16 protein-coding genes are annotated in these 15,518 nt (G+C 73.7%); 6 read left to right on the top strand and 10 right to left on the bottom strand.

Features of this window, described 5'->3' with window-relative positions; translation table 11 throughout:
- Positions 1–351: 351 nt before the first annotated feature.
- Positions 352–2,082: a helix-turn-helix domain-containing protein gene (locus LRS74_RS12025; protein WP_277741002.1), complete on the bottom strand. Its 1,731-nt coding sequence runs from the start codon at positions 2,080–2,082 to the stop codon at positions 352–354.
- Positions 2,083–2,106: 24 nt separating this feature from the next.
- On the opposite strand from LRS74_RS12025, the gene LRS74_RS12020 reads away from it, so the two are divergent.
- Together LRS74_RS12020 and LRS74_RS12015 are read left to right on the top strand one after the other, a co-directional pair.
- Positions 2,107–2,978 (top strand): IS5 family transposase gene (locus LRS74_RS12020; protein WP_277738995.1). Its coding sequence is split into 2 segments (ribosomal slippage): positions 2,107–2,467 and positions 2,467–2,978, totalling 873 coding nucleotides; the frame shifts between segments, so codons are not numbered across the junction.
- Positions 2,979–3,240: 262 nt separating this feature from the next.
- Entirely contained in the window at positions 3,241–3,597 is a 357-nt protein-coding gene (locus LRS74_RS12015) for a DUF1330 domain-containing protein (RefSeq protein WP_277741001.1), read from the top strand.
- Between the two features lie 49 nt (positions 3,598–3,646).
- On the opposite strand, the gene LRS74_RS12010 is transcribed toward LRS74_RS12015, so the two are convergent.
- From LRS74_RS12010 to LRS74_RS11990, 5 genes are all read right to left on the bottom strand, one after another.
- The gene (locus LRS74_RS12010; RefSeq protein ID WP_277741000.1) at positions 3,647–4,546 is read right to left on the bottom strand and encodes a phosphorothioated DNA-binding restriction endonuclease; all 900 of its coding nucleotides are present in this window, start codon (positions 4,544–4,546) and stop codon (positions 3,647–3,649) included.
- Positions 4,547–4,591: 45 nt separating this feature from the next.
- Positions 4,592–5,473 carry a M23 family metallopeptidase gene (locus LRS74_RS12005; protein ID WP_277740999.1) on the bottom strand — a complete coding sequence of 294 codons (882 nt, stop codon included), beginning with the start codon at positions 5,471–5,473 and terminating at the stop codon, positions 4,592–4,594.
- 138 nt (positions 5,474–5,611) lie between these two features.
- Entirely contained in the window at positions 5,612–6,142 is a 531-nt protein-coding gene (locus tag LRS74_RS12000) for a winged helix-turn-helix domain-containing protein (RefSeq protein WP_277740998.1), read from the bottom strand.
- A 110-nt stretch (positions 6,143–6,252) separates the two neighbouring features.
- Positions 6,253–6,915, bottom strand: a complete 663-nt coding sequence (msrA, locus tag LRS74_RS11995) for a peptide-methionine (S)-S-oxide reductase MsrA (protein WP_277740997.1) — start codon at positions 6,913–6,915, stop codon at positions 6,253–6,255.
- Positions 6,916–7,079: 164 nt separating this feature from the next.
- Positions 7,080–8,177, bottom strand: a complete 1,098-nt coding sequence (locus LRS74_RS11990) for a hypothetical protein (RefSeq protein ID WP_277740996.1) — start codon at positions 8,175–8,177, stop codon at positions 7,080–7,082.
- A 162-nt stretch (positions 8,178–8,339) separates the two neighbouring features.
- On the opposite strand from LRS74_RS11990, the gene LRS74_RS11985 reads away from it, so the two are divergent.
- Complete coding sequence (locus tag LRS74_RS11985; RefSeq protein WP_277740995.1) at positions 8,340–9,485, top strand: cystathionine gamma-synthase; 1,146 nt, start codon at positions 8,340–8,342, stop codon at positions 9,483–9,485.
- A gap of 49 nt (positions 9,486–9,534) precedes the next feature.
- Here the strand turns inward: LRS74_RS11985 and LRS74_RS11980 are convergent, their stop codons facing one another.
- The 3 genes from LRS74_RS11980 to LRS74_RS11970 all read right to left on the bottom strand — a co-directional run bounded on the left by LRS74_RS11980 (position 9,535) and on the right by LRS74_RS11970 (position 11,007).
- Positions 9,535–9,789 carry a hypothetical protein gene (locus tag LRS74_RS11980; RefSeq protein WP_277740994.1) on the bottom strand — a complete coding sequence of 85 codons (255 nt, stop codon included), beginning with the start codon at positions 9,787–9,789 and terminating at the stop codon, positions 9,535–9,537.
- Positions 9,786–10,358 (bottom strand): sigma factor-like helix-turn-helix DNA-binding protein, encoded by a 573-nt coding sequence (locus tag LRS74_RS11975; protein WP_277740993.1) that lies wholly within the window; start codon positions 10,356–10,358, stop codon positions 9,786–9,788. Before LRS74_RS11975 ends, LRS74_RS11980 begins: the two co-directional genes overlap by 4 nt.
- A 121-nt stretch (positions 10,359–10,479) precedes the next feature.
- Positions 10,480–11,007, bottom strand: coding sequence for a MarR family transcriptional regulator (locus LRS74_RS11970; protein ID WP_144381244.1), 528 nt, complete (start codon positions 11,005–11,007; stop codon positions 10,480–10,482).
- Positions 11,008–11,151: 144 nt separating this feature from the next.
- Between LRS74_RS11970 and ilvA the strand changes: the two genes are divergently transcribed.
- The 3 genes from ilvA (at position 11,152) to LRS74_RS11955 (ending at position 14,408) form a co-directional block, all read left to right on the top strand.
- Entirely contained in the window at positions 11,152–12,369 is a 1,218-nt protein-coding gene (ilvA, locus tag LRS74_RS11965; RefSeq protein WP_277740992.1) for a threonine ammonia-lyase, read from the top strand.
- Between the two features lie 135 nt (positions 12,370–12,504).
- The gene (locus LRS74_RS11960; protein WP_277740991.1) at positions 12,505–13,488 is read left to right on the top strand and encodes an ATP-binding cassette domain-containing protein; all 984 of its coding nucleotides are present in this window, start codon (positions 12,505–12,507) and stop codon (positions 13,486–13,488) included.
- Complete coding sequence (locus LRS74_RS11955) at positions 13,485–14,408, top strand: ABC transporter permease (RefSeq protein ID WP_277740990.1); 924 nt, start codon at positions 13,485–13,487, stop codon at positions 14,406–14,408. Before LRS74_RS11960 ends, LRS74_RS11955 begins: the two co-directional genes overlap by 4 nt.
- A 174-nt stretch (positions 14,409–14,582) precedes the next feature.
- On the opposite strand, the gene greA is transcribed toward LRS74_RS11955, so the two are convergent.
- A complete protein-coding gene (gene greA / locus LRS74_RS11950; RefSeq protein ID WP_277740989.1) occupies positions 14,583–15,080 on the bottom strand; it encodes a transcription elongation factor GreA in 498 nt (165 codons plus the stop codon).
- Positions 15,081–15,518 lie beyond the last annotated feature (438 nt).

The following is a 15,518-nucleotide window of genomic DNA, read 5'->3' as shown; positions in this document are numbered from 1 at the left end:
CAAGGGAGGTTGCGAGGTCGACTCGGGCGGCGGCCCGCCGGGGCGTACCCAGGACGCTAGGCGGCCGGGCCCCGCACCGCGAGGAACACTGTGCACAGTGGTACCCGCCATCGGTTGTCATTCGAACGGTGATCGCCGGGACCGGTGTGGTACGCCGCCGTCACCGGACGTGGGAGCGGGTGCGGGGGCGTACGGGGCCGGGGCCGCCCCGTACCGAAGCGCCGGTGGCGGACCGCGGCGGCGTTCCGGTCGAGAGTCGTGGCGGCGTCCCGGCCGGGGCCGCGGCGGCGTATCGGCCGGGTCCCCGGCGGCATTCGGTCAGGAGGTGGCGGCGGGCGGCCGGCGGCGGGCTCAGACGCGCCGCAGCGCCCGCATCGCCAGCCAGAGCTCGTACTTGGCGCTCGGGGCGCGCAGCAGGGAGCGCCCCAGGGCCTCCTCCGCCCTGGTCAGCCTCTTGCGGGTGCCGGGCAGTGAGATGCCGAGGCTGGCAGCGGTGGCGGGGAGGCGGGCGTCGGCGCGCAGCCAGGCGCCCACCGTCTCGGGCCCGGCGGTGACCTTTGACTGCTCCAGTGGGAGTAGCTGGGCCTTGGCCCACAGGGCGGCGGCCGGGGTCGTCAGCACGGCGTCCAGCGTGCTCGGTCCGGGGCGGCCGGCGGGGAGGTGCCAGTGCGCGCCGGCGTGCAGCTGGAGCGCCAGCCAGGCGGCCGACTGGTCGGCGAGCCGCCGGCTGACGTCGCGGCCGAGCAACTCGTCGAGCTGGCGCACCCGGGCGGCGAGCGTATTGCGGTGGATCTTGAGGTGGCGGCTGGCCGCTCCGCCGAAGCTGAGCCAGGAGCCCAGGGTGCCCAGCAGCTCCTGGGGCCCGGGGTCGGCACGGCGCGGCGGCTCGTAGCGCAGACAGGGAGCCAGGAACTCAGCCGCCCACAGCCGCCCCTCGGGTGTGGACAGCGCGCTGACGTCGGTGTGCCGGCCGAAGCTCGCGCACCCCTCGGGTGCGCCGCGCGCCACCGCCAGGGCGTGGAACGCCTGCTCGTAGCCGACCGGTGTCTCCCGCAGCGCGACCGGTGCGCTGACCCCGACCCGGCAGCCGGGTATGTGCTGGATGATCAGCCGGTCGAGGGGCGCGTCCGGCGCGTCCGGCGCGCCCGACTCGGCGGCGCCGGCGGCGCCCGCTCCGTCGGTGCCCCGGCCGCCGGGGGCGCCCGTCGGCCGGGACGCGTCCGCCGGCTGGCTCGCGTCCGGCCAGCGGGTCGTCTCCGGCCGGCGGGTCGGTTCCGCGTCCGCCTCCGTGGAGACCAGCGCGATCAGATGGTTGGGGCGCACCGGACAGGGGACGATCCACGTCCGGCCGCGCGTGGCGCGGGTGATGCACCGGGCGATCTCCCGCCTGCGCGAGCCCGGGCACTCGATGACGTACACCCGGTTGAGCGGGGGCAGCTCGGAACCGAGCGCTCCGGCGATGCGCTGGGCGGCGGGCACACTGCCCACCATCAGGAGGTGCAGCACGGCCTCGCGGCTGTGCCCCTCGGCCAACTCGACCCGTCGGCGGTGGAGCTCGACCTGCTCCAGCCGCCAGCACAGCGCGAGCGTCCGGGCGGCGTCGGCGAGCACCACGCTGAGCTGCCGCGGCGTGCCGGTGGGACCCACGACGGCCAGATACGGAGCCTCGCCGGGCGTGCCCTCCAGGCCGAGGGCGACCAGGTGCAGCGGCCCGGCCGCGCCGGTCTCGCCGCCGGCCAACACGGCGGAGGGCGTGCCGCGCCGGTGCAGATCGACGACGGCGGTCGCGGCGGCGCCCAGCGCACGCTCGGTCGCCGCGCCGTCGCGGGCGGCGGGCCCGTGTCGGTGCCCGTGGTCGTCCCCATGCCCGTGGTCGTCCCCGTGCCCGGGGTCGGGCGGGGGGCCGTCCGGCGCCGTGGCCAGCACGGAGCCGTCGGTGCCGATCAGCGCGACGACGCCGCCCGTACGGCGCGTCAGCCAGCCGAGGATGGCGCGCACGGCCCGCGGTTTCGCGGCGAGCCGGGCCAGGGCGAGCACGTCATCGGCGCGGTCGGCGCGTGAGTCCGAAGGCGCTGATCCCATGCCAGGCAGACTAGGCAGTTTCGTTTGGATCAGCCGGTCGTTGGTCTGGGTGTGCCGTTGACTGACGCGCAGTGGGCGCGGATCGAGCCGTTGCTCCCGGACCGGACGCCGAGGCGCGGTGGTCGGTGGCGGGACCATCGGGAGGTGATCGACGCGATCGCCTTCAAGTTCCAGACCGGAACCCAGTGGGTGCACCTTCCGGAGAAGTACGGCAACTGGCGAGGCGTCTACAACCGGCTGCGTATGTGGGCCGTCGACGGCACCTGGGAGCGAGTGTTCACCGCTCTCATAGCCCAGGCCGACGCGGACGAGGACCTGAACTGGGCCGTCTCTGTGGACTCCACGATCGTGCGAGCACACCAGCACGCTGCCGGGGCCCGCAAAAGGGGGCCCCGGCTGGAGAACCGGCCGACCACGCCATCGGCCGGTCCCGCGGCGGGCTGACCACGAAGATCCACCTCGCGGCCGACGGCGACTGCCGGCCCCTGGCCTTCGTCCTCACGGCCGGCCAGGCCGGCGATGCACCCGCCTTCGGCGAGGTCATGGCCCGTCTGCGCGTTCCCCGCCGACGTGGACGACCTCGCACCAGGCCGGACGTCGTCCTGGCCGACAAGGCGTACTCCTCACGTGCGATCCGCGAGCATCTACGCCAGCGCGGCATCCGGGCAGTGATCCCCACCCGGGCGGATCAGCGCGGCCACCGGCTGCGTCGCGGCAGACACGGTGGGAGGCCACCCGCTTTCGACCGTGACGCGTACAAGCAGCGCAATACCGTCGAGCGGTGCATCAACCGCCTGAAGCAGTGGCGAGGGATCGCCACCCGCTACGAGAAGACAGCGGTCATCTACCTGGCCGGACTCCACATCGCGGGCATCTTCCTCTGGTCCGCTCGGTGATCCAAACGAAACCGCCTAGTGCAGCCCACCGACAACGCCGCTGGCGCGGACGGCCGTCCCACGCCGGGGAGTTCCGGGTGCCCGGGGAAGCCTCCCGCCCTCGGGCCGGAGCCCCCGCCCTTACGTCGGAGGTAATCGACCCCACCCGCTGCGCGCGGCAGGGTGGAGACACCAGCCGGGGCCACGGCCGGGGCCACCGCCCCGGCGGCGATCACTCGCCGAAGCCCGTCCGTCCCTCCGCCACCGCGCCCCAGGAGCAGCCATGACCGCCTACGCCCTCGCCCACTTCCGCGACAGCCGGCCGCACGTCGACCTCATCGCCTACGTGGAGAGGATCCAGGCCACCCTCGACCCGTACGCGGGGCGCTTCCTCGTCCACGGCGGCGCGCCCGACGTCGTCGAGGGGGAGTGGCGGGGAAGCGTGGTGATGATCGAGTTCCCGGGCCGCGCCGAGGCCGAGGCCTGGTACGCGTCCCCCGCCTACCAGGAGATCCTCCCGCTGCGCACCGACCATGTGGTCGGCGACATCGTCATCGTGGACGGCGTCGGGCCGAACTACGACCCGGCCCAGAAGGCCGCCGTGTTCCGCGAGGCCCTGGCCGCCGAGGCCGCCGCATAGCCGGGCGTCGTAGAGCCGGGCCTCGCATGGTCCCGGCGGCGTGGCCCGGCTAGGCCGGCACCTGGGCGTCACCGCGGAAGACCTGCTCGGTGTGCCAGGCGATGTGCGCGGCCGCGACCGGCTCGCTGCCGGGCCGCGGGCCGATGAGCTCACGCCCGCCGAGGTCCAGCACCTGGGTACGGCCGGTCTCGCTCCGGGCGACGAACCGCTGAGAGACCATGATCCGGTGGCCGCCGTCGAGCCCCAGCACGCCGGAGTCGAACAGCTTGTGGTGCAGCGAGCACAGGCACAGCCCGTTGGAGACCTCGTCCGGCCCGGCATACGCCCACCAGCGCACATGTGCCGCCTCCAGCCCGACCGGGGAGCGGCCGAGGGCCCCGTCGAAGCCGCAGAAGGCGCAGCGGTACGCGTAGGCGACCAGCACCCGCCGCCGCATCTCCGCGTCGCGCCGCCGCGCCTCGGCGGTCGGGGGCGCCGGCGCCCACGCGCTGTCGGCGGCGGCCAGGTCCAGGCCGACGGCGTCCACGATGTCGGCGCGCAGCGAGGACGGGAAGTGCCGTTCCAGCAGCAGGTGGGCCAGCCGGCCCAGCAGGGCGGGGTCCCGCGACAGCTCGGTGCGCAGGCCCGGCGCCAGCCGTCCCGCCGCGCCGCTGGACCGCAGCAGCCCGAGGGTGGTGCCGGGGCTGCCCGGGCCGGCGTGGGTTCGCACCTCCCAGACGCCGTCGCTCGTCAGATGATGGAAGGGATAGGCGGGCGAGGTGCGGTGGTTGGGGCCGAAGTCCTCCAACAGCCGCTGGAGGTCGGCCTCCACCTCGGTGAAGCGCAGGGCGGCGTCGGGGTCGCGCTGGAACCGCGCCAGCGCGTAGAGCATGAGCAGCGGCTTGTGCGGGGCGCGCCGTCCGTTCTGCGACCACTGCCGCAGGTTCCGTATGCGCTCCGCCCAGTCCATGGGGGGACTGTAGCCGCGGCGGTCGCCCCGTCGGTCGGCGGGCTCTCACACGGTCGCGTGCTCGGCGACCGTGAAGACCTCGCCTCCGCGCGGGACGCCGACTCCCCGCCAGGTGAAGGGGATTCCACGGGCCACGTCCAGGTCCGGGTGGTCCATCAGCTGGAAGTGCACATGCGGCTCACTGGAGTTGCCGGAGTTGCCGCAGCGGGCGAGTCGCTGACCCGCGCGGACGCGATCCCCCGCGCGGACGGTCAGCGAACCGCGCTGCAGGTGCGCGTACATGGCGTAGGTGCCGTCGCCCAGGTCGAGGACGAGGTGGTTGCCGGTGATCCGGCTCGGGCCGCCCATCTCGCGGAACATCCCCTCCACGAGCAGGTAGAGCAGGGCGGGGAACGAGTTGCGGCTGAGGTGGTCGCGCTGCCGGTCGGTGGCGCGGACGACGGTCGCGTCGGCCACGGCGAGCAGCGGGGCCCCGAAGGCCGGGAAGGCGCGGTTGTGGCGGACCAGGGGCCACCAGCCGAAGCCCGGACGGGCGCCGTCCGCCGGCTCGGCCACGATGTCGATCGCGTACGTCTGTCCGTAGGCGTGGGTGCCGTGGCTGGGCACCGAGTCGGCCGGGCTGTTCAGGGCCGACCAGCGGCCGCTGACGGGCGGGTCGACCTCGACCGGAGTCGGCTTCCCGGCGCGGACGGCGCCCTCCGTCCCGGGCGCCGGGTCCGTCCCCGTCGCGCGTGCCTCACCGGCAGCCGCGGACGCGGGCTTCGCGCCCTCGCCGGGGCGCCGGTTCATCACGGAGGCCAGGGTGAGCGCCAGCCCGAGCGGGAGCCAGCCCCAGAGGTACGGGAGGTCGTAGAAGAAGCCCGCCGCGCAGTAGCCGATGAAGACGATCCAGCTGCACCGGTACAGCACCATGCATGCCTTGCGCATGGAAGTTCCCCCAGAAGTCATGTGTGAAAGGGCGTCGTGGCGGTCGGGTGGTCGTCTCGACCGCTCAGGGAGCGTCGCGGGCGCCGGGCCCGCGACGCCGTCGAGGACGCGCCGTGGGCCGGTCCGTCGGAGCCCGCGTCAGGGGCGCGCCGCGGCCAGCGCCACCAGCAGCGGCACCACCCGCCCGGCGGGCACCTCGTACCGCCCGCGGCCCGTGGTGTGCAGCCAGCCGGCGGCGGTCAGTTGGCGCAGGTGGTGGTAGATCTGCCCGGTGGTCCCGAGCCCGTCGAGCTCGGCCAGCTCGGCCACGGTGCGGCGCCCGCCCAGGATCTCGCGCAACAGCCGCATCCGCACCGCGTGGCCCAGGGCCGCGAAGGACTCGGCCGCCGTCGACCAGTCCTCCTCCAGCAGCGCCTCGGTCGGCAGCCCGTACTGCCACTCGTATCGCTCGCCCGGCGGCAGCCGGACCGCGCCGGTGAACAGCACACCCCCGCTTCGCAGGCCCTCCCGCGCGAGCTGCGCCTTGAGGCCCTCCAGCGCCCAGAACTCGGCGTCCCCCGCCTCCTCCAGCGCCCGCCCGGCCCCGTCCTCGCCGGTGCCCCGGCCCGTAGCCTCCTCCAGCGCCGCGAGCCGGCGCTCCAGTGCGGCGACCCGCTCCTCCAGCTCCATGCTTTGAGATTACGTAATTACGTAATGTTTGGCAAAACAAGAGGGCGGCCGCGGGGTCGCGACCGCCCTCGATGCCTGGGGCGCGCGCTACGCGTCGCCCGCCCAGCGGATCACGCGTCGCCCGCGCGGGCCACGCCGACCGGGCAGGAGACGCCCGTGCCGCCGATGCCGCAGTAGCCCGCCGGGTTCTTGTCCAGGTACTGCTGGTGGTAGGGCTCGGCCGGGTAGAAGGGGCCGGCGGGGAGGATCTCGGTGGTGATGTCGCCGTAGCCGGACTGTCGGAGGACGGTCTGGTAGGCCGCGCGGGACGCCTCCGCCTCGCGCTGGTGATCGGGGCCGTGGGTGTAGACCGCGGAGCGGTACTGGGTGCCGACGTCGTTGCCCTGGCGGAAGCCCTGGGTGGGGTCGTGGGCCTCCCAGAAGACCTTCAGCAGGGCGCCGTAGGAGGTCACGGACGGGTCGAAGACCACGCGGACCGCCTCGGTGTGGCCGGTCAGGCCGCTGCAGACCTCTTCGTAGCTCGGGTTCGGGGTGTGCCCGCCCTGGTAGCCGACGAGGGTGGTCCACACCCCGGGGGCCTGCCAGAACTTCCGCTCGGCGCCCCAGAAGCAGCCCAGGCCGAAGTCGGCGACGGCCAGGCCCTCCGGGTGGGGACCGGCCAGCGGGTTGCCGAGGACCGTGTGGCGCTCGGGCAGCGCGAACTCCGGCTCCGCGCGACCGCGCAGGGCCTCCTCGGGGGAGGGCAGGTGGGACTTCTGGCGGTGGAACAGCATCTCGGCGCTCCCTCGGGGTCGCTGGGCGTAGCCACCCGTAGAACGCCCGGGGGCCGGCCCGCATTCCTCGGGCCGGCCTCGCGTCTGTTCCCGTGCGGGCATCGCGTCGGGCGGGCCATGACGGCGGACCGGACCTCGCGCTCGCGCGGCCGGGACGCCGGCCGTCAGCCCGGCAGCGTCGCCGGCGTGCCGCCCTGGGACTCCCAGCCCGACACCGCCACCGTGCGGTAGGCCACGTACGCCACCGCCGGGTCCTCGTTGAGGGACCACGGCAGCGCGCCCACGTGCCCGTCCACCCGCCGCAGCTGATCGATCGCCTCCCCGTAGCGCTCCGCCTGCACCAGGAACCAGGCCAGCAGGTGTCGCACATGGGGCAGCACCGGGTGGTCGGCGGGGGCGTGGTGCGCCGCGAACCGGGCGCCCTCGATGGCCTGCGAGACCACCGCGCTCTGATAGAGCCCGCGCACCAGGTTGACCTCCGGAAGGTGCTCGAAGACGGCGAACAGCGGCAGCGCCGGCAGCAGGCTGCGCTCCGGCGCCGAGCCGGCGGCCGCGCGGGCCCACCCCTCCGCCTGGTCCTGCGAGCCGTGCCAGGACGCGCTCCAGTAGGGGAGGGCCGCCAGGTGGGCGCCCATGTGGTGCGGCGCGAGCTTGGTGACCTTGGCCCACAGCTCCTCGAAGTCGGCCTGACGGTAGGCGAGTCCGCGTGCGACGGCCAGTTCGGTGATGTGCGGGACCGGGTCGCCGGGGGCCAGCAGCGCCGCCTCGGCGCAGACCGTACGGGCCTCCTCCATGATCATTCGGAAGTCGTCGGAGGACGGGTTCCGGAGTGCCTGCGCCACCAGGAACTGGGCGTGCACGGCCGCGCCGCCCGGGTCCTTCGGGGCCTCCACCCGCCAGGTCCGCAGCCACATGCCGCCCTCGCCCGGCGCCTGCGCCAGCTCGTGCGCCGCCGCCCCCGCCAGCGTCAGTACGCGCTGCCAGCGCAGCTCCGAGCCGGCCTCGGTGAGCGCGAGCAGCCGCGCCGCCGGCTGCCAGTCCCGGCCGCGGCGGATCTCCTCCAGGACGTCGGCGAGCTGCTGGTCGGGCCCGGGCAGCCGGACGTCGAGCCGCTCCGGGGGCAGAAAGCCGTACGCGTTCGGGTCGCCGGCGCGCGTCGCCGCCTGCAGGACCTCCTGATTCCCGCGCATCCGCCGCAGGGCGGGCACGACGATCACCCCGCCGATCATGACGATGCCGATCAGGATGAGGAGGTATTCCATGGCCTGTCCCGTGAGAGTCGGAAGTGTCGTGCGCCCGCGCGGAGCGCGGTGTGCGGACACGCCCTGCGGGTGCGTGCCGCGCGAGCCGCTCCTACAGCGTATGCATCCGCGCCGCGGACCGGGACGGGCGACGACCACGGGGCGGCGACTACGCTCGGATACATGACCGACTTCGACAGCTTCGAGACGCTCGCCATCCACGCGGGCCAGGAGGCGGACCCGCTCACCGGCGCCGTCGTCCCGCCGATCTACCAGGTGTCCACCTACAAGCAGGACGGCGTGGGCGGCCTGCGCGGCGGCTATGAGTACAGCCGCTCCGCCAACCCCACCCGTACCGCCCTGGAGGAGAACCTGGCGGCGTTGGAAGGCGGCCGCCGCGGCCTCGCCTTCGCGTCCGGGCTGGCGGCCGAGGACTGCCTGCTGCGCACCGTGCTGGTCCCCGGCGACCACGTCGTCATCCCGAACGACGCCTATGGCGGCACGTTCCGCCTCTTCGCCAAGGTCGTCGAGCGCTGGGGCGTGGAGTGGTCGGTCGCCGACACCTCCGACCCGGCCGCGGTGCGCGCCGCGATGCGTCCCCGCACCAAGGTGATCTGGGTGGAGACGCCCTCCAACCCGCTCCTGGGTATCAGCGACATCGCCGTCCTCGCCGAGATCGCGCACTCCGCCGGGGCCCGCCTCGTCGTGGACAACACCTTCGCCAGCCCCTACCTCCAGCAGCCGCTGGCGCTGGGCGCGGACGTCGTGGTGCACTCCACCACCAAGTACATGGGCGGCCACTCCGACGTCGTCGGCGGCGCCCTGGTGACGTCCGACGCCGCGCTCGGCGAGGAACTGGCCTACCACCAGAACGCGATGGGTGCCGTCGCCGGCCCGTTCGACTCCTGGCTGGTGCTGCGGGGCATCAAGACCCTCGCGGTCCGCATGGACCGGCACGGCGCCAACGCCGCCCGCGTCGCCGAGCTGCTCACCTCGCACCCCAAGGTGACGCAGGTCTACTACCCGGGGCTGCCCGAGCACGCGGGCCACGAGGTCGCCGCCAAGCAGATGCGCGGCTTCGGCGGGATGATCTCCTTCCGCGTCGCGGGCGGCGAGGAGGCGGCCGTCGAGGTCTGCAACCGCGCCAAGCTCTTCACCCTCGGCGAGTCCCTCGGCGGTGTCGAGTCGCTCATCGAGCACCCGGGCCGGATGACCCACGCCTCGACCGCGGGCTCCGCCCTGGAGGTCCCCGCCGACCTGGTCCGCCTCTCGGTGGGCATCGAGTCCGCGGACGACCTGATCGCGGACCTCACCCAGGCGCTGGGCTGACCCCCGCGCGGTGGGCGGGTGCGCAGCGGCGCCCGCCCACCGCGGACGCTCACCAGCCCTCCAGCGGAGGCGTCGTCTCCGCCGGAGCGATGTGCCACGGCTCGGTCAGCAACGCCCACACGGCGAAGGCGACGACGGCGAGCCACAGCAGCCACCAGCCCACGGCGCGCACCGCGCGGCGCCGCCGCAGGATCCGGTGGCCCCGCGCGGCCGCCACGGTGGCCAGCCAGGGCGGTGTGACGGGCTGCGGCGGCGCGTCCAGCAGCCGCCGCACCCGGTCCGTCTTGCGCTCGTGCGCGTTCACCGGGCCGCTCCCGCGCCGGTTGCCGATACTTCGGCCGCCCGCCCCGGGGCGTTCCCCGATCCGCCCTCCGGTCCGCCGTCGCGGCCACCGGGCCCACTCGGCGCCCGCGCCCCGCGCGGGGGCCGTGCGACCCCGCCGTGCACCGCGCTCACCGCGCGGGCGCAGACGACCCGGACCCGCTCGGGCGAGAGGCCCAGCACGGCGGCGACCTGTTCCTCCGCGACGCCCTCGTACAGGCGCAGCACCAGCACCAGGCGTTCCTGCGGGGTGAGGCGCCCCAGCACGCCACCGCGCGGGCGGCGGTACTGCCAGGCGGTGTGGGCGAAGCGGGCGGCGAGCTCCCGGCGGGCGCGGTCATAGGGATCCTCGCCGCGCGGCCGGTCCGCGACCCAGGAGGCGTACGTACGGGCCAGGGCGGCGGCCAGCAGCCGCTCGGCGGCCTCGCAGGAGCCGAAGGGCTCGCCCGTCAGCAGCGTGGCGGCGCGCAGCAGCCGCCCGCCGGCGCCCGCCACGAATGACTCGAACTCCCGGGCCCGACGGAGCTCGCGCACCGCCCGTCGCTCTCGCAACAGCGCCTCCCGTGTCCGCTCGGCGCGTCACCCGGGGCACGGGGTGCGGTTCGCGGCCGGAAGCGGCCGGCCCATGGGGAATGCGCCTCCTTATGAGCACACGCCAGGCCCGCCCGCGCGGTCAAGAGGCGGGAGCGGCCTGCGGCAGGGAGGTGTGGATGGCCGACAGCGCGGTGTTGAACCGGGTGAGCAACTCGCAGAAGGCGTCGCGCTCCTCCGCCGTCCACCCCTCGGTCACCACCGCCATCAGCTCGCGCCGGGAGGACCGCACCTCCTCCAGCCGCGCCTTGCCGCGCTGCGAGAGCTGGAGCACGACCGCGCGGCCGTCCTCCGGGTGCGAGGTGCGCTTCACCATGCCGGAGTCGACCAGCGGGGCGACCTGTCGGGTCACGGTCGAGGAGTCGATCCCCATGCCCGCGGCGAGCGCCTTGACCCCCATCGGGCCTTCCTGGTCAAGCCGGTTGAGCAGCAGATACGCGGCGCGGTCCATGGAGTTCCGCGCCTGGCCGAGGCCGCCGAGGCGGGTCTGCTCCGCGCGGCGCGCGAAGAGCGCGACCTGGTGCTGCAGGGTGTCGAGGACGTTCGCGGGGTTCGCGACCTCCGTGACGTTCGTATCGAGTTGAGTCGTCATGTCCGAAGAGGTGGGCATGGCCTGGAGCTCACTTCGTGCGGTGGTCTGTGGAATGGGGCACAGAGTACGCGGCCGCGGCGTTCCCCGTACCCGCGCTGCACAAACCTGTCGTCTCCGCCTGGCGGCCGTCACGCCGACGAGGCGAGCTGCGAGACTGGCCCCATGGCACGAGTTGCACCAGCGGTCACGCTCGATGACGTGCGTGAGGCCCAGAAGATCCTGTCGGGAGTGGCTCGGACGACGGCGCTGGAGGGCAGCCGTTATCTGACCGGACTGCTCGGCGCGCCGGTCCACTTCAAGTGCGAGAACCTCCAGCGCACCGGATCGTTCAAGGTCCGCGGCGCCTATGTGCGGATCGCGGGGCTGTCGCCGGAGGAGCGGGGGGCCGGTGTGGTGGCGGCCAGCGCCGGCAACCACGCGCAGGGCGTGGCGCTCGCCGCCTCCCTGCTCGGCGTGGCCTCCACGGTGTTCATGCCGAAGGGCGCGCCGCTGCCGAAGGTCGCCGCGACGCGTGACTACGGGGCGCGGGTGCGGCTGCACGGCCAGAGTTTCGACGAGACGCTGCACGCCGCTCAGGAGTACGCGCACAGCACCGGCGCGGTCTTCATCCACCCCTACGACCACCCCGATGTGATCGCCGGGCAGGGCACGGTCGGCCTGGAGATCCTGGAGCAGTGCCCGGAGGTGCGCACCGTCCTGGTGGGCGTCGGCGGCGGAGGGCTGGCGGCCGGGGTCGCGGTGGCCATCAAGGCGCTGCGGCCGGACGTGCGCGTGGTGGGCGTCCAAGCGGCCGGCTCCGCCTCGTACCCGCCCTCGCTGGCCGCCGGCCGTCCGGTCTCCATCGAGGCGCCCACGACGATGGCCGACGGCATCAAGGTGGGGCGGCCCGGCGACATACCGTTCGAAATCATCGGTGATCTCGTCGACGACATCCGTACCGTGTCCGAGGACGCACTCTCCAGCGCGCTGCTGCTGTGTCTGGAGCGGGCGAAGCTCGTGGTGGAGCCGGCCGGGGCCAGCCCGGTGGCGGCGCTGCTGTCGGACCCGAAGGAGTTCGAGGGGCCGGTGGTCGCGGTGCTGTCGGGCGGCAACGTGGACCCGCTGCTGCTCCAGCGGATCCTGCGCCACGGCATGGCCGCGGCGGGGCGCTACCTGTCGCTGCGGCTGCGGCTCACCGACCGCCCCGGAGCGCTGGCCACCCTGCTGGGGGTCCTCTCCGAGGCGAACGCCAACGTCCTCGACGTGAGTCACGTACGGACCGATCCGCGGCTCGGGCTCACGGAGGCCGAGGTGGAGTTGCACCTGGAGACGGAGGGGCCGGAGCACTGCGGGGCGGTCGCCAGAGCGCTGCGCCTGGCCGGCTACACCGTGATGCCCTGACAGGGGAGGTTTCCACGACCGGGCCGCACCACGCTGAAAGGATTCTCCAGGGCGTACGACATTCCGCCAACCGGCGGGATGAATCCGGCAAACGTACGATTCTTGTCTGAGTCACCCAAGAATCTGGGGGAGTACATGCCAGGCGCCATCTATGCCGAGGGTCTGGTGAAGACCTTCGGTGACGTCAAGGCTCTGGACGGTGTCGATCTCGACGTACCCGAAGGAACCGTGCTCGGACTGCTCGGCCCGAACGGGGCGGGCAAGACCACCGCGGTGCGCGTGCTGACCACGTTGCTACGGCCTGACAGCGGCACCGCGCGGGTCGCGGGGGTGGACGTGCTGAAGCACCCCAACGACGTGCGGCGCGCCATCGGCCTCTCCGGTCAGTTCGCCGCCGTCGACGAGTACCTGACCGGCCGCGAGAACCTGCGGATGGTCGGCCAGCTCTATCAGATGAGCGGACGCGACGCGAAGGCCCGCGCGGGGGAGCTGCTGGAGCGGTTCAACCTCGCGGACGCCGCGGACCGCCCGGCCAAGACCTACTCCGGCGGCATGCGCCGCAGACTCGACCTGGCGGCCGCCCTGGTCGTCAGCCCGCCGGTGATGTTCATGGACGAGCCGACCACCGGGCTCGACCCGCGCAATCGGCAGGCGCTGTGGGACGTCATCCAGGAGTTGGTGGCACAGGGCACCACGCTGTTGCTGACCACGCAGTACCTGGAGGAGGCGGACCACCTCGCCGACGACATCGCGGTGGTCGACCACGGGCGGGTGATCGCCCGCGGCACCTCCGACCAGCTCAAGGCCCAGACGGGCGGCGAGCGGGTGGAGGTGGTGGTGCACGACGGCGAGCACATCCCCACCGCCGTCGGGGTGCTGCGCACCCTCGGGAAGGGCGAGACGACCGTCCAGGGGCACACCCGGAAGGTCACCGTCCCGGTCAGCGGCGGTGCCAAGCTCCTCGCCGAGGTGATCCGCGAGCTGGACGCGCGGGGCGTGGAGATCGACGACATCGGGTTGCGCCGTCCGACCCTGGACGACGTCTTCCTCTCGCTGACCGGGCACACCGCCGAGACCGTCGCCTCCGAGGGCGAGCGGAACGGGGAGGTCGCGCCATGAGCGTGGTGCGGAAGACCGGTACGAGCGGTCGCGGCGGCTCCGGCGGGGTCGGCGGTTCGGGCCGGGTCGGAGGTTCGGGCGGCACCGCCCTCGTGGCCCCGCGCCCGCGCGGTGGGCCGGTTCAGGCGGTGCGCGACTCGCTCGTCATCGCCCAGCGGAACATCATCCGCATGGCTCGGATCCCCGAAGTCGTCATTTTCGGACTTATCCAGCCGATTATGTTTGTGGTGCTCTTCAGCTACGTATTCGGCGGTTCGATCGCCGTCGGCGGTTCCACCGACCCATCGGTCTACCGCGAATTCCTTATGGCGGGAATCTTCGCGCAAACCGTCACCTTCGCCACGGCGGGCGCCGGTGCCGGCATCGCCGAGGACATGCACAAGGGCCTCATCGACCGGTTCCGGTCACTGCCGATGGCCCGTGGCGCGGTGCTCACCGGCCGCACCCTCGCCGACCTGGTGCAGACGGCGCTCACGCTGGTGGTGCTGGCCGTCGTCGCGGTCATCGTGGGCTGGCGGGTGCACGAGGGGCTCCTCAAGGCGCTGGCGGGCTTCTGCCTGCTGCTCCTGCTGGGGCACGCGTTCTCGTGGATCGGGGCGCTGATCGGGCTGTCGGTGCGGACCCCGGAGGCGGCCACCTCCGGCGGCCTGATCTGGCTGTTCCCGCTGACGTTCGTCTCCAACGCCTTCGTGCCCGCCGACCGCATGCCCACCGTGCTGCGGCACATCGCCGAGTGGAACCCGTTCAGCGCCACCGTGCAGGCGTGCCGGGAGCTGTTCGGCAACCTCCCGCCCGGGTACCCGGTGCCGGACGCCTGGCCGATGCAGCACCCGATCCAGGCCTCACTGCTGTGGTCCCTGCTGATCATCGGCTGCTTCCGGACACTGGCGGTGCGCAAGTACCGCTCGGCCGCCGCGTAGCGCGCGGCGACGGCCGCACGGCGAGCGTCGGCGGCCGCACGGCGCGCGCGTCGGCGGGGTCCCGGGTGTCCGCGGGAGCCCGTGGACACCCGGCGACGCGCGGGGCCTCCTGACGGCCCCAGGGCGCGAGAAACCCCCCGGCGCAACGCGGCCGGGGGGTCACGCGAACCCGTGTCAGCCGTGGTACGGCTTGGCGTCCAGGATCCGCACGGTGGCGCTCTTCCCGTTCGGCAGCTCGTAGTCGGCGTCCTCGCCGACCTTCTTGCCGTTCACACCCGCGCCCAGCGGCGACTGCGGCGAGTAGGTCTCGATCTCCGTGCTCGCGTACTCGCGCGACGCCAGCAGGAAGGTGAGGCTGTCGTCCGGGTCGCCGTCGAAGGCGATGGTGACGACCATGCCGGGGGCCACCACACCGGTGTCCGCGGGGGCCTCGCCCACCTTCGCCTTCTCCAGGAGCTGCGTCAGCTGCCGCACGCGGAGTTCCTGCTTGCCCTGCTCTTCCTTGGCGGCGTGGTACCCGCCGTTCTCCCGCAGGTCACCTTCCTCGCGGGCAGCCTCGATCTTCTTCGCGATCTCGACACGTGCGGGACCCGACAGGTACTCCAGCTCGGCCTTGAGCTGGTCGTACGCCTCCTGGGTCAGCCAGGTGACGCTCTCGCTGGTCTGGGTCACAGGTGCTCCTCGTAGGTGCTGGGAATACAAATCAACGCCCTACTCAGAAGGGTGCGCCTTCAAAGCCGGGCGAAACCACGAGCCTAACAATTACGGCGCAAAAGGGGGAGGAGGGCAGCGGAATGAATGCGTATGAAACGCAACAGTCCTGGTCAGAGCGGCGGTGTCGAGAATCACTCGCCCTCGCTCGGAGGTCGACGGCGGACGGGAAGAGAAACCCGACTTCGGACGGGCTGTCGCCGGCGGGGTCGTGTCGACCGCCGCGCGGGCGACGCGGGCGACGCGGGGGCCGGGACCGGGGGAGCGTACGGGAAGGGAATCATTCGTTCCGCCGCTGGCCGCGCGGAGCCCCTGCCGCGGGTGCGCCGCCGCGCGGGCGGCGTGCGGCGGAAGGGCGGCGTACGGCGGGAGGGGTGCGGCGCGGGGCGGACCGGTGGC

Origin of the sequence: Streptomyces sp. LX-29, from assembly GCF_029541745.1 — a bacterium.
Lineage (GTDB): Bacteria > Actinomycetota > Actinomycetes > Streptomycetales > Streptomycetaceae > Streptomyces.
The sequence above is the reverse complement of the archived record's forward strand: the minus strand, read 5'-3'. Positions and strand labels throughout refer to the sequence as shown.